Here is a 12,715-nt window from a genome sequence, read left to right as displayed (position 1 = left end):
CAGGCCGGCTGCCCGGCTTAGCGTTTGCGAGTGAGGGCAATGAACGTCGAGCTGATTCTCGGCGAGCCGCGAAACGTGCGGAAAGGACGGGCAGGGAGGTCGCGGAAACGGGTCGCGAGGCGCGCCGGGCAGGTGGGCCGGCTCAGCGCAGGAGCCGGCGCTCAGCGCCCGGATAGGCCGGGAGCCCGGCCAGGGAAGGGGAAATCAGCTGGCTTTGCGGGTGCCGCGGAAGACCGCGCGGCCCGCGAGCGCGAGACCGGACGCAAGGCCCGCCAGGGCGAGGGCATCGTCATACTGGGGATAGCGGTCGGCCAGGACCAGGCTGACCACTACGCAGGCGAGCAGGCAGGCTGCCGCTTTGATGTAGGGCATGGACTTTCCCGAATTCGTTTTAGTGAATCGTACATGCCGTGCGGCGTCGGCATATTGGAAAAGTATGGCTGTTTTCGGCGTCTGCTTCTGCAAACAAAGGTGGCGGATCTGGTCCGCACGCGGTCGGCCGGGGGTATGGCACCGCTGGCGCACCGCCCGCTGTTGCCATGGCTCGGGCCCGATGCCGGTCAGCGCTCCTGCATGCGGCAGAAGCAGTAGGTGAACTGCTGGGGGGCGCCCCAGGGGGTGGTATGGATCTCGGTGGTGCTGTCCATCAACTGGAATGGCGCACCGAAGGTTCCATGCAACTGCTCCGGCGCATACCTCGCAACGTCCAGGCCGCTGCACTGGAGCGGACCGTCCGGCCCGAACGTGGCGACGATCGCATGGCCGCCGACGCGCAGGGCCTTGAGCACCTGCTGGACGTAGCGCCGGCGCTGCAAGTCGGTGGTCAGGAAGTGGAAGACGGCGCGGTCATGCCAGACATCGAGCGAATCCGGGGCGAAGTCGGATTCGAGCACATCCGCAGCGAGCCATTGCACCGCTGCGGCCGCCGTGCCGAGGCGTAGCCGGGTTGCCGCGAGTGCCGTTTCCGACAGGTCGAGCACGGCGAGATTCTCATATCCCGCGGCGAGCAGGTCGTCGACCAGCGTGGCCTCGCCGCCGCCGATATCGATGATGCGGCTGTGGCGGTCGGGCGCGGCGCGCTGGATGTAGCGCAGGGAGGTCTGCAGATGCGGCGCATACCAACTGACCGCGTCGGCGCTCTTGCTGCCATAGACCGCTTCCCAGTGCTTCTTGCTGTTCATGTCGTCCATGCCGCCCATGCCGGTTGCTTGTGAGTTCATCGCGGCCATCCGTGGACTGGCAGCGTGGCCTGGCCTGCGTACGGTGCCGGCGGCAGCCGGCGGATTTTCGCCTCAGCCCACCGCCGCCGGGGCGATGCCGGCCAGCGCGCACAGCAGGACCACCACCAGGGGCGGTGCCTTCCAGCGGGTGAGCAGCACAAAGGCTATCGCGGCGGCGGCAAAATCCGGTTGAGTATGCACCGCACTGGTCCACACCGGGGAATAGAGTGCGCTGGCCAGCAGACCGACCACGGCGGCATTGACGCCACGCATCATGGCCGCGGCCACCGGTCGGGCACGCAGCGTGTGCCAGAAGGGCAAGGCCGCCAGCACGAGCAGCAGGCCGGGCAGGAAGATGCCGGCCGTTGCGAGCGCGGCACCGGCCAGGTGGTGCGGCGGTTCGGCCATCATCCAGCCCAGGTAGGCGGCAAAGGTGAACAGGGGACCGGGCACCGCCTGCGCCGCGCCGTAGCCGGCCAGGAAATCGCTTGACGACACCCAGCCCGTGGCCACGGTTTCGTTCTGCAGCAGCGGCAGTACGACGTGGCCACCGCCGAATACCAATGCGCCCGAGCGGTAGAACGCGTCGAAGACTTCGGCCGCGCGGCCGAATTGCTGGCCGAGCAGCGGCGCGGTGCCCAGCATCAGTAGTGCGCAGAACAGTGCCAGCGCCAGGATTCCGGTCCGGCGCGAGAGCGGGCCGCCTGGCGCGGGTGATGCAGGCGCACCCATGCCGGCGCCATCGGTACGCCGGCACAGCAGCAGTCCCAGCACGGCCCCGGCACCGATGGCGATGACCTGCGCGTAGACCGTTGTCAGCACGCTGAGGAGCAGGATGGCGCTGAGCGCGATGGCCGCCCGACGGTGATCGGGGCACAGTTTGCGCGCCATGTCCCAGACGGCTTGCGCAACGACGGCCACCGCGGCCAGCTTGAGGCCGTGGATCAGGCCTTGGCCGAGCGCTCCGCCGAGTCCCGGCGCGATGGCGGCGAACGCAAGCAGGAGCAGGATGGAAGGCACCGTGAAGCCGCACCAGGCGGCCAGCCCTCCGAGCCAGCCGGCGCGCAGCATGCCGATCGAGAAGCCGACCTGGCTGCTGGCTGGCCCGGGCAGGAATTGGCACAGTCCGACCAGGTCGGTGAACGCCTCGTCGCTCAGCCACTGGCGTCGCTCGACGAATTCGCGGCGGAAGTAGCCGAGGTGGGCGACCGGCCCGCCGAAGGAAGTCAGGCCCAGTTTGAGAAACACGGCCAGGATTTCGCCGGCGGTGCCATGCGGTCGGGTGGTGGGCGCTGCGCTGGCTGGCGGCAACATATCAGGGTGCGAGTCCGGCTGGTGGGGGCGGGCTGTTCGGCGAACGGCCCGGCGCCGATTCTATCCGGTTTCCATGCCGTGGCGCATGGAGCGCATGATCCCCGCGCGAGGCGCAAGCCCCGGGCGGGTCTGCCGCCGCTCGGATCGGGTGGCCTGCTCGGGCAGGGTGGCGGGCAGTTATCGGCGGCGTATGATCCCGACATGGTCGTCCGCGCGGCTGCCGCAGATGACGGTTTCCTGCCGCGGCCGGGCAATCCGCGCTCCGATATGCCTACAGGCGGCCTGCAGGCCGATCGGTTGCCGTGTCTGTCCGCCGGGTATGAGGGTGAGAGAGGTTGCGATGCTGCTGTTGACACTTGAGGAAACACTGTCGACCCGGACAGAACCCAATGCGAACAGCTTCGTCAGTTCGCGCGCACGGCTGGCGGCATATGCCACCTTGCTGCCCCTCAACGACGCCCTGCATCAGTTGAAGTCCTATGCGGATGTGTACCGGCAGAAGTACACGATGACAGTCTTGTCCTTCCGGCTGGTCAGCGTGGCGTCGATCGGTGATGATTCCGATGCGTCGATGCTGCTCGATCTCGGCGTGGAAATGATCACGCGGCAGTTCGCCTCGCGGCTGGCGGATGCCTGAGCAGCCCTGAAGGGGCGGCCCGCGCTGCAGGGCGCGCTATGGGCCCGTGATGGAGGCCCCTTCTCCTGCGGCGCCTGTGCCGCGCTGTCCCCAAGGCAGCGTATCCGATGAGGTATCGTGCTACGCGAAATCGCCCAGGTGGTCCGGTTCGTCCGGCATGGTCCAGCGTTCCGGCTGCGACCGGTGGGCCGGCGGTTGCGCGACGGTGGTTCCCGTCGGGCTTGGATTCAGTTGCGTGGCCAGTTCCGCAGGCGGCACATCGACGGCCGCGACTTCGCCGTCCTCTGACCAGAATTTCAAGGTGACGCTCATAGAGGCCTCCGTAGCGTGACACATTCGCGCCGGCGATTCTCCGGCGCGAATTCTACGTTAGGGCGGGCGCATTGCCTCTTGCCATCGTCTATGGCGAAGGGCGTCGGGCGTGCCGGGCGTAAGAGACCCGTGCCTTGAGCCCATGTCAATGCATGGTGAGGCGGGGCATCAGGGTCTGGTACCGACGATCGCTGCGGCGCGGGTGCGTTCGTTGTTCACCGTAACCACATAGAGGCGCTTGCTGGAAGCATCGAAATAGGCGGCTCCCTTCGTGGTCTGCGTGGGGTAGGCGCAATTGACGTCGAACACGATGGTTGCATCGTAGGCGTTGCCCCGATCGCGTGGTGCCAACGTACCGGAGATGCCGCAGCTATTGCTGGTGCTGGTGCTGATACTGGCGCTCGAGCCGACCAGGGAGCCGTCGCTGCCCACGGCGAGCGTCGCCGTGCCGACGGTGCCGAGCACGCCGATCTGGACCGAATACTGGCCGGCGAGAGCGGAGAGTGCCGGCTTCGCCTCGTACATGGAACTGTAGACCGTTGTCAGCGTCTCCGTGGGGCCGCCCGCCGCGACGTAGGTGACCATGCCAGCGAGCGTCTTCTGCTCCTGGTAACTGCTCGACAGGCTGAGTGCGGTCAAGGTGTTCGCCGCCAGGTTGAAGTCGCGGCCATCTCCGGAAGCATAGCTGCCGCCCTTGGCCGTGCCGCTGCCCTGGATGACGCCGCCGATCTGCCCCGGCTGCCCGGCTGGCGAATAGAAGAGATAGTAGCTGCCATCGTTGAGTACCACGCCGTTGACGGTACGGTTGGTATTGGTCGTGCCGATCCAGATCCCCTCGGCCGCACTCTGTGGTACCTGGCTCGGTGTCGGTGTGGGCGTCGGCGTGGGAGCCGGGGTCGGGGTCGTCGGTTGCGAGACCAGGGATGACAGGGAGCCGGAATCGCCCCCGCCCCCGCAGGCCGTCACAGTCGCGGCGGCGATGGTAATCATCAGGTACTTCACATGCATTGTGCTTCCCTCGCTGTTTCAGCTTCCGTTGCTTGTTCTGATTTCGATGCCATCCGCTGCGCATTACCCATTGGGGCCGGCGCCGTCTTTCCGGCGGGAGTATATTTTGCCGAACAGCGTGAGCGCCCGATCGTGTGCATGTCTCCGCGACGTGCGGCCTGGATAATCCATTTCCCCGCGGCGTACCAATCCTGTGCGCGAAATGACCTGACTGGCGGGAACGCCGGCGTCGACAAGCCAACGCATCGGACCGAGGGCAATGGCAACTGGAAAACGGCGATTTTAGTCCTTGTTGGTCCGGCTGTGCTGCCTTGTCACGGGCGGGGCTGTGGGAATCCCGTGAGCGGCGTAGTAATGCCCTTCGTTGGTGGGGTTTTTATCCTGAAAGGATGGCTGGGAAATAAATGGCTTCTCTTTCGATATTCGATCGGCATGTGTGCGGGATGGGCAGACAATATGGCGGCACATACGGTGCCGGGGTTTGCGCAGAGGGATTTTTGCCAGGGCTGCCATAACCCGGGGAAGGGTCAGGAACCTGGTTCTCGGGGGAGATCCGGGTCGGGAGCAGGGGCCCCTTGGTTGCCCCCTCAGCTGCCCCTTAGCTGCCCCTCAGCTGCCCCTCAGCTGCCCCTTAGCGAGGCCCGGATACCCGAATCGTGTCGTGAGTCATGCGCCCGGTATCCTCGGGAGGGGGGGCGTCGTCGTGCTCTGGGCATGGATGCCGGCAGACGCCTGCGCATGCCGCCGCAAGGTGCGCGTTGCCTGCTCAGGAAATCGGGCGCCCGGCGCGTACCACGTCGACAAGCCAGCGGCTATGGATACCGTGGAACCAGACGTGGTCGGCGACCGCGGCGGCGGCCAGCCATGCAGCTGCAATAACGATCAGGTCGCAGCGGCCGCTGTTCCAGAGCTTGAGCGAGTGCCTGCCGTAGATCCAGGGTACGCCACGGGGATTCGGCCAGTCGGCCAGCAGGTGCATCAGTCCACCGCAGGCGAAGCCGAAGCCCAGTGCGGCGACGGGATGTGCGGCCAGCGAATGGTAGGCCCAGGCGCACGCAGCGGCCCAGCCGATGCCCCAGTGAGTCAGGGTCCGATGCGTGATCCACAGCCGGCGCGAACGCGACCACCAGGCCACCTCGAGCCAATCCGGAGCCGTGCCGCCGGCGATCGCGCCGAACAGCGCCAGGCCGGCCCGGAGTCCCTGGGGGCCGGCCGTGCCAGCATGAGCGACCAGCGCTGCGGCGATCAGGCCTGCAGCCCATCCGGTCGCGTGGTGGGCTTTGTTCGAGGCCATGTTGTTGCGGTGCAGGTCAATGGAAAGAGGGGGCGCGATGGTCGCCGGCCCGCGCGGAAATGGGAAGTAGCAGGGGGCGCGCAGCAGGGGAAGCAGCGGGGGAAGCAGCGCCCCCGTCCGCCAGGCTGGTTGCGCCGCGGATGCCGGCTCGCCGCGCGGGTGGCCGTGGCAGACGGCGTTGGCTGGCTGCAAGCGTTCGAGGGTGACCAGGCATGCGATGTGTTCGGCCACCCCTTGGCCGACTCAGAAGGAGGGGGCCTGGCGAGGACCGGGGGTTGGTTTCGGACTCAAAGAATGGGAAAGCGCGCGGCCCTGGGGCCGGTGATCGCGGGCCGCGCAACCGGAAAGCGATGACGTTCGCCGCCGGCCTCGAAGGACAGGTAGTCGGGGGGCCATGGCAGTTGCGCAAGGAGGCTGGTGTGCAGCCCGTTCACCAGCAGCACGCCCCCTGTCACGCAGACCGCCGCGCAGGGCAGGCGGAGCGACTCGGCGTGGCCGCCGATCGGATCGGATTCCAGCGAGATGGCATCGACCGCGAATTGCACCATGTTCAGTTCCGTGAGGTGTCGGCCGGGCTGATGCGCATGCCGTCCCGGCTGTTGAAGTCGATCCGCGGCCGATAGCCGTACTGGCGCAAGCGGCGCAGGTCGGCCTGGAGTGCGCCGCCGAGGCTGGCCGCCTGGCGCAGCGCCGCATTACCCATTTCGAAGCTGCCGCAAGCCGGGCAGGTGTAGACAAAGCCGGCCGGCCCGCGTTTGCGCATGCGTTCGGCGGCGGACTTGCAGAGCGAGCAGTTGGCAGGTTCTGGGCGCATGGCGTTCCTCGGCGGGGCTGGCGGCGGGCCAGGGCAGGTCAGGCGACGGATCGTCGAAGGCGATGAATACTGTATGAATATACAGTATAGCTGGCGCGCATGCGGCAGGGAAGTCCTGCTGCCGGAAAGGATGTCGGTGTCCCGCCGAGGAGGGGATGGGCCGGCCAGCGGCATCCCTGCGGTGGTGTTGTCGCTACAATCGGCGTCCGTCCGCGCCTTCCTCCGGAGTTCGACCCATGCCGCTGTCCCCGCGCGCGCCGCGTCTCTGGCGCTGCCTCTTCTGGCCCTGCGTGCTGGCCGTGCTGGTCCTTTCGCTGATCCCGCCCGAGCCGTATGTGCCCACTACCGGCTGGGACAAATCCAACCATATGCTGGGCTTCGCGGTGTTGATGCTGACAGGATGGCGCGCGTACCCGGCATGGCCGGGCCGGGTCTGGCTTGGCCTGCTCGCGTTCGGGGGGCTGATCGAGATCCTGCAATCCTTCACCGGCTACCGCTCGGCTGAGTGGCTAGACTTGCTGGCCGATGCCGTGGGACTGGCGCTGGGATTCGGCGCCGGACTGGCCGTGGCGCGCATGTGGCCGGCCGAAAGGCGGGCCTGAGGGCCGGGCGCGTGCCGGCGCTGCTCCGTCGGCGCCTGGCGGCGCGCGGAGGGAGCTGAGCGAGGGCCGCGCCTGCGCTGTGCCCCCGCCGGCCGGGCTCAGGCTTCGTGCGATTCGATCAGGAAGCCGGCGCCGTCGTCCTGCGCGAGCAGGCCGGACAGCATCGGCATCGCCTCGCGCAGCGTGGCTTCGAGGCGCCATGGCGGATTGACGATGAACATACCGCTGCCGTGCAGCCCGAGGCCGCCCTCGACCGGGTGCTTGACCGTCAGCGTGACGTGCAGCCAGCTCTTGAGCGGCAACTGCTTGAGCTGGACGGGCAGTTGCAGCGATTCGCGGCGCTGCACCTGCGGGTACCAGATGGCATAGACCCCGGTGGCGAAGCGCTCGATGCCGTCCTTGAGGGTCTGGACGGTGCGGGCGTAATCCTGCTTGTCCTCGTAGGAGGGGTCGATCAGCACCAGCGCGCGGCGCGGCGGCGGCGGCAGGATGGCCTTGATGCCGCCGAAGCCGTCACCGTCGTAGAGCATGACCCGGCGCCCGGCGCCGCGGAAATTGTCGCGCAGGACCTGGATCTCGGTGCTGTGCAGTTCGAACAGGCGCAGGCGGTCCTGCTCGCGCAGCATCTGCCAGGCCAGCCACGGCGAACCGGGGTAGTGGCGCAGCGTGCCGTCCGGGTTCAGCGCGCGCACCTGTTCGAGGTAGTCGTCCAGCAGGGCGGGCAAGGCGGTACCGCCGGCGGCGGCTTCCCAGATGGGGGCGATGCCGGTGGCGTACTCGGCCCGCTTCTGGGCGTAGGCGTGGTCGAGTGCGTAGAGCCCGGCGCCGGCATGGGTGTCGATGTACCAGAACGCCTTGTCCTTTTGCGTCAGGTGGTCGAGCAACTGCACCACGGTGGCGTGCTTGAGGACGTCGGCATGATTGCCGGCGTGGAAGGCGTGTCGATAGCTGAGCATGGGGTGGGGCGCCTGCACGGCCGGCGCGGTGAAATGCCTGGGAAGGGCGCTATGCTACCATCCGGCCCGCCCCAGGTATGCCCGAAGTCCGCCTCGGGCCCACCTCGGGTCCACCTTGCGCTGTCCCGCTTCGTAGTCCTTACGCTCCTTCCGTGCACCACCGGCCCCAGGCCGGACCCTGTCCCCGCGCTCCATGCCACGAGCACTCGAACCTGCCGAACCCATCCTTTCGCCTGACGGCACGCCATATTCCCCACGCTACGCGGACGTCTATCACAGCAGCCAGGGCGGCCTGGCGCAGGCGCGCCATGTCTTTCTCGGCGGCAACCGGCTGCCGCAGGCCTGGGGGGCGCGCGAGCAGTTCGTGATCGTCGAGACCGGCTTCGGGCAGGGCCTCAACTTCCTTGCTACCTGGCAGGCCTGGCGCGACGATCCGGCGCGCTGTGCACGCCTGCATTTCGTCTCCATCGAGAAGCATCCGTTCACGCAGGCTGGCCTGCGCGAGTTGCATGCCGGCCTGGAGGCGGCGCTGCAGCCGCTGGCGGTGCAGTTGCAGGCTGCCTGGCCGCTGGCGCTGCCGGGCCTGCACCGGCTCGCGTTCGAGGACGGCGCGGTGGTGCTGACACTGGCGCTGGGCGACGTGGAAACCTTGTTGCCGAAGCTCGCATTGGGCGCCGACGCCTTCTATCTCGATGGTTTCTCGCCGGCGCGCAACGCCGACATGTGGGCCCCGGAAGTGATGAAGGGACTGGGCCGCCTGGCGCGGCCCGGCGCCACGCTGGCCACCTACACCGCGGCGGGTTTCGTCCGGCGCGGCCTGCAGGCGGCGGGGTTCGACGTGGCCAAGGCGCCGGGTTTCGCCGGCAAGCGCGACATGACGGTTGCCAGCATGCGCACCGAATGGCGCAACCGCCGACGGCCGCCGGTCATGCCGGCGCAATGGCCGGAGCGCCATGCCATCGTGATCGGCGCCGGGCTGGCCGGTTGCGCAGTGAGCGAGCGCCTGGCGTCGCGCGGCTGGCGCATCTCCTTGTTCGATGCCCATCCCGGGCCGGCACAGGAGACCTCGGCGCATCACGCCGCGGCTATGCATGCGCACCTGTCCGCCGATGACAGCCTGCTTTCGCGTCTGTCGCGGGCGGGCAACCTGTATGCCCTGCGGGCCTGGCAGGCGCTGGCCGAGGCCGGTTACCCGGTCGGCTGGCACGCCTGCGGTGTGCTGCAGACCGGGGCGGACGAAGCCGAGGCGGCCATGCTGCACGGCGCGCTGCAGGCGCTGGGTTTCCCGCCCGAATACGTGCGCTGGATGGCGCCGGAGGAGGCGGCCGCCAGCCACGGCGCGGCCGTTGCGCGCGGCGGCCTGTGGTTCGGCCAGGGCGGCTGGGCGCCGCCGCCGGACATCTGCCGCGCCCAGCTGGCACGGGCCGGCGCGGCGGTGCAGGCCCGCTTCGGCTGCACCGTGGCCGCGCTGGCCCGCACAGCGCACGGCTGGCAGGCGACCGGCACCGCCGGCGAAGTGCTGGCCGAGGCGCCGGTGCTGGTCATGGCCAATGCGCACCAGGCGGAGCGCTTGCTGCCGCTGCAATTCCTGCCCTTGCGCCGGGTGCGTGGCCAGTTGACCACCTTGCCACCCGAGGCGGTGGCCGCGCTGGGGCGCTGGCCGGACTGCGTGGTCACCGGCGCCGGCTACCTGCTGCCGCAGGGGGCGGACGCTTGCGCGCGCGTCGGTTCGAGCTATGAAGACGATGCCGGGCCGCGCTTCGAACGGCCGGAAATCCACGCGGCCAACCTGGCGCGGCTGGCGGCGCTGTTGCCGGCCACGGCCGATGCCGCGCGCGCGCTGGATCCGGCCAGCTTGCGCGGCTACGTCGGCGTGCGCACGGTGTCGCACAATCGCCTGCCTTTTGTCGGCGCAGTGGCCGACGAGGCTGAGGCGGCGCGGCACGCGCAGGCCCTGCGCGGCGCACACCTGCGCGATCTGCCCCGCCTGCCGGGGCTGTACGCGGCGCTGGCCTACGCTTCGCGCGGGCTGACCTGGGCCGCCCTGGGGGCCGAATTGCTGGCCAGCCAGATCGAGGGCGAGCCCTTGCCGCTGGAAAGCGACCTGGCGGACGCGCTGGATCCGGCGCGGCTGCTGCTCCGGGCACTGCGTCACGGACACCTGGAAGCCGGTGGGCGGCAATCAGGGTAAAAACTGCCGGAAGCGAATCAAAACCGTGCGATAATGGTCGTTTTCCGTTTGCGCGGAGAGTTTGCAGTTCGCGAGTGCCTGCCGGTACCAGAGTGATCTGGCGTGCCGGTGCGCCGTGGCTGACGCTTCCTGCCGGTGCGCCGCACGGACTGGCGCGCAATCGGATTGGCTGACGAACAAACACATCACTGGATTGGATTGACGACCATGTCGAATGTCATTGAAAACCTCGGCAAACTGGACCGCAAGGTGACCCTGGCCATTCCCAAGGCCGAAGTCGAGAAGGAAAAGCAGGAGCGTCTGGTTCGCCTGTCGAAGACGGTGAAGATGTCCGGCTTCCGCCCGGGCAAGGTGCCGATGAAGATGGTCGAGAAGCAGTACGGCCAGCAAGTCGAATTCGAAGTGCGCTTCGACAAGGCTGCGCGCAAGTTCTTCGACATCACCAAGGAACAGGACGTCAAGGTCGCGGGCCAACCGAAGTTCGAGGTCAAGACCGAGGGCGTGGCTGATGACCAGGTGGCGTTCGACGCGACCTTCGAGGTGTACCCCGAAGTCACGCTGGGCGACCTGTCGAGCGCCGAAGTCACCCGCACCACCACCGAAGTGAGCGAAGCCGAGATCGACAAGACCGTCGACATCCTGCGCAAGCAGCGCGTGCACTACCACGTGCGCGGCGAGGCCGGCGAGCACGGTGACGGCGGCAGCGTGGAAGCCAAGAGCGGCGACCGCGTGACGGTCGACTTCGTCGGCAAGATCGAAGGCGAAGAGTTCGCCGGCGGCAAGGCCGAAGACTTCGTGTTCGTGCTGGGCGAAGGCCGCATGCTGCCCGAGTTCGAGCAGGCCGCCCTGGGCCTGAAGGTCGGCGAGAGCAAGGTCTTCCCGCTGGCCTTCCCGGCCGACTACCACGGCAAGGAAGTGGCGGGCAAGACCGCCGAGTTCACCATCTCGATGAAGAAGATCGAGTGGGCGCACCTGCCGGAAGTCGACGAAGCCTTCGCCAAGTCGCTGGGTATCGCCGACGGCAGCCTGGACAAGATGCGTTCGGACATCCGCGAGAACCTCGAGCGTGAAGTCAAGCGTCGTACCCACTCGATGCTGAAGGACCAGGTCATGGAAGCACTGATCAAGGTCAGCGAGCTGGACGTGCCCAAGGCCCTGATCGAGCAGGACCAGGAGCGCCTGGTCGAGATGGCCCGCCGCGACCTGGAGCAGCGTGGCATGCCCAACGCCAAGGCCATGCCGATCCCGGCCGAGATGTTCGCGCAGCAGGCCGAGCGCCGCGTGAAGCTGGGCCTGATCCTGGCCGAGATCGTCAAGGCCAATGGCCTGGAAGCCAAGCCCGAGCAGGTCAAGGCAGAAATCGAAGACTTCGCCAAGAGCTACGAGGATCCGAAGGAAGTGATGCGCTGGTACTACGGTGACCAGCAGCGCCTGGCCGAGATGGAAGCCTACGTGCTCGAAAACAACGTGGTAAATTTTGTGTGCGACAAGGCCAAGGTCACCGACAAGCAGGTGAGCTTCGAAGAGCTGACCGCCCAGGGCGGCCCGCAACAGGCCTGAGTCCGGCGCAAGCCGGCCGGCGGCGCCGAGTGTGCCGCGCGGCCGGTGCCGCCAGGCAGCCTGCGCTGCCTGGCCATCACCGAATACCAGGAGAACTTGCATGACCCGCAATGATTTGCTTGACCGGCTCGCCACCACGCAGGCTTCTGCCCTGGAAACCCAGGGGCTGGGGCTGGTGCCGATGGTGGTGGAGCAGTCCGGCCGCGGCGAGCGCGCCTACGACATCTACTCGCGCCTGCTGAAGGAGCGGCTCGTGTTCATGGTCGGCGAAGTCAATGACCAGACCGCCAACCTGGTCGTGGCGCAATTGCTGTTCCTGGAGAGCGAGAATCCGGACAAGGACATCTCGCTGTACATCAACTCGCCTGGCGGATCGGTGTCGGCCGGGCTGGCGATCTACGACACCATGCAGTTCGTCAAGCCAGATGTGGCGACGCTGTGCATGGGCATGGCCGCGAGCATGGGCGCCTTCCTGCTGGCGGCAGGCGCCAAGGGCAAGCGTTCCGCGCTGCCGAACTCGCGCATCATGATTCACCAGCCGCTGGGTGGCGCGCGTGGCCAGGCTTCGGACATCGAGATCCAGGCGCGCGAGATCCTGTATCTGCGCGAGCGCCTGAACAGCATCCTGTCGGAAGTGACCGGCCAGCCGATCGAGAAGATTGCGCGCGATACCGATCGCGACAACTTCATGAGCGGCGAACAGGCCATGGACTACGGGCTGATCGACAAGGTCATCACCCGCCGCGGCTGACGGGGCAGGCTCGGCGCGCTCACATCGATGGGCGCCGCCGGGTAGACTTGGCTCCG

14 protein-coding genes are annotated in these 12,715 nt (G+C 67.8%); 5 read left to right on the top strand and 9 right to left on the bottom strand.

The window, feature by feature from the left end:
• Positions 1–204: 204 nt before the first annotated feature.
• The 3 genes from BKK80_RS36385 to chrA all read right to left on the bottom strand — a co-directional run bounded on the left by BKK80_RS36385 (position 205) and on the right by chrA (position 2,534).
• Positions 205–372: a hypothetical protein gene (locus tag BKK80_RS36385; protein ID WP_157128339.1), complete on the bottom strand. Its 168-nt coding sequence runs from the start codon at positions 370–372 to the stop codon at positions 205–207.
• A gap of 188 nt (positions 373–560) precedes the next feature.
• Complete coding sequence (locus tag BKK80_RS11750) at positions 561–1,181, bottom strand: class I SAM-dependent methyltransferase (protein ID WP_071016384.1); 621 nt, start codon at positions 1,179–1,181, stop codon at positions 561–563.
• Positions 1,182–1,292: 111 nt separating this feature from the next.
• Positions 1,293–2,534: a chromate efflux transporter gene (gene chrA, locus BKK80_RS11745; protein WP_071012934.1), complete on the bottom strand. Its 1,242-nt coding sequence runs from the start codon at positions 2,532–2,534 to the stop codon at positions 1,293–1,295.
• Between the two features lie 340 nt (positions 2,535–2,874).
• Between chrA and BKK80_RS11740 the strand changes: the two genes are divergently transcribed.
• Positions 2,875–3,171: a hypothetical protein gene (locus BKK80_RS11740; protein ID WP_071012933.1), complete on the top strand. Its 297-nt coding sequence runs from the start codon at positions 2,875–2,877 to the stop codon at positions 3,169–3,171.
• A gap of 120 nt (positions 3,172–3,291) precedes the next feature.
• Here the strand turns inward: BKK80_RS11740 and BKK80_RS11735 are convergent, their stop codons facing one another.
• From BKK80_RS11735 to BKK80_RS11715, 5 genes are all read right to left on the bottom strand, one after another.
• Positions 3,292–3,483 carry a hypothetical protein gene (locus tag BKK80_RS11735; RefSeq protein ID WP_071012931.1) on the bottom strand — a complete coding sequence of 64 codons (192 nt, stop codon included), beginning with the start codon at positions 3,481–3,483 and terminating at the stop codon, positions 3,292–3,294.
• A 168-nt stretch (positions 3,484–3,651) separates the two neighbouring features.
• The gene (locus tag BKK80_RS11730; protein ID WP_157903207.1) at positions 3,652–4,485 is read right to left on the bottom strand and encodes a hypothetical protein; all 834 of its coding nucleotides are present in this window, start codon (positions 4,483–4,485) and stop codon (positions 3,652–3,654) included.
• 772 nt (positions 4,486–5,257) lie between these two features.
• Positions 5,258–5,785, bottom strand: coding sequence for a metal-dependent hydrolase (locus BKK80_RS11725; RefSeq protein ID WP_071016382.1), 528 nt, complete (start codon positions 5,783–5,785; stop codon positions 5,258–5,260).
• A 287-nt stretch (positions 5,786–6,072) separates the two neighbouring features.
• Positions 6,073–6,333: a hypothetical protein gene (locus BKK80_RS11720; protein WP_071069510.1), complete on the bottom strand. Its 261-nt coding sequence runs from the start codon at positions 6,331–6,333 to the stop codon at positions 6,073–6,075.
• A gap of 2 nt (positions 6,334–6,335) precedes the next feature.
• Entirely contained in the window at positions 6,336–6,599 is a 264-nt protein-coding gene (locus tag BKK80_RS11715) for a hypothetical protein (protein ID WP_071069508.1), read from the bottom strand.
• 236 nt (positions 6,600–6,835) lie between these two features.
• On the opposite strand from BKK80_RS11715, the gene BKK80_RS11710 reads away from it, so the two are divergent.
• On the top strand, positions 6,836–7,201 hold the full coding sequence (locus BKK80_RS11710) for a VanZ family protein (protein ID WP_071012924.1): 366 nt from the start codon (positions 6,836–6,838) through the stop codon (positions 7,199–7,201).
• A gap of 98 nt (positions 7,202–7,299) precedes the next feature.
• On the opposite strand, the gene BKK80_RS11705 is transcribed toward BKK80_RS11710, so the two are convergent.
• Positions 7,300–8,157 (bottom strand): 23S rRNA (adenine(2030)-N(6))-methyltransferase RlmJ, encoded by an 858-nt coding sequence (locus BKK80_RS11705; RefSeq protein ID WP_071012923.1) that lies wholly within the window; start codon positions 8,155–8,157, stop codon positions 7,300–7,302.
• 193 nt (positions 8,158–8,350) lie between these two features.
• Here BKK80_RS11705 and mnmC point away from each other — a divergent pair, with 193 nt between their 5' ends.
• The 3 genes from mnmC to clpP all read left to right on the top strand — a co-directional run bounded on the left by mnmC (position 8,351) and on the right by clpP (position 12,659).
• Positions 8,351–10,348: a bifunctional tRNA (5-methylaminomethyl-2-thiouridine)(34)-methyltransferase MnmC2/FAD-dependent 5-carboxymethylaminomethyl-2-thiouridine(34) oxidoreductase MnmC1 gene (gene mnmC, locus BKK80_RS11700; RefSeq protein ID WP_071069506.1), complete on the top strand. Its 1,998-nt coding sequence runs from the start codon at positions 8,351–8,353 to the stop codon at positions 10,346–10,348.
• A gap of 207 nt (positions 10,349–10,555) precedes the next feature.
• The gene (tig, locus tag BKK80_RS11695) at positions 10,556–11,908 is read left to right on the top strand and encodes a trigger factor (protein WP_071012920.1); all 1,353 of its coding nucleotides are present in this window, start codon (positions 10,556–10,558) and stop codon (positions 11,906–11,908) included.
• Between the two features lie 100 nt (positions 11,909–12,008).
• Positions 12,009–12,659, top strand: coding sequence for an ATP-dependent Clp endopeptidase proteolytic subunit ClpP (clpP, locus tag BKK80_RS11690; RefSeq protein ID WP_071012918.1), 651 nt, complete (start codon positions 12,009–12,011; stop codon positions 12,657–12,659).
• Positions 12,660–12,715 lie beyond the last annotated feature (56 nt).

Source organism: Cupriavidus malaysiensis (assembly GCF_001854325.1).
GTDB classification, from domain to species: domain Bacteria; phylum Pseudomonadota; class Gammaproteobacteria; order Burkholderiales; family Burkholderiaceae; genus Cupriavidus; species Cupriavidus malaysiensis.
This window is presented reverse-complemented; position numbering and strand designations above follow the sequence as displayed.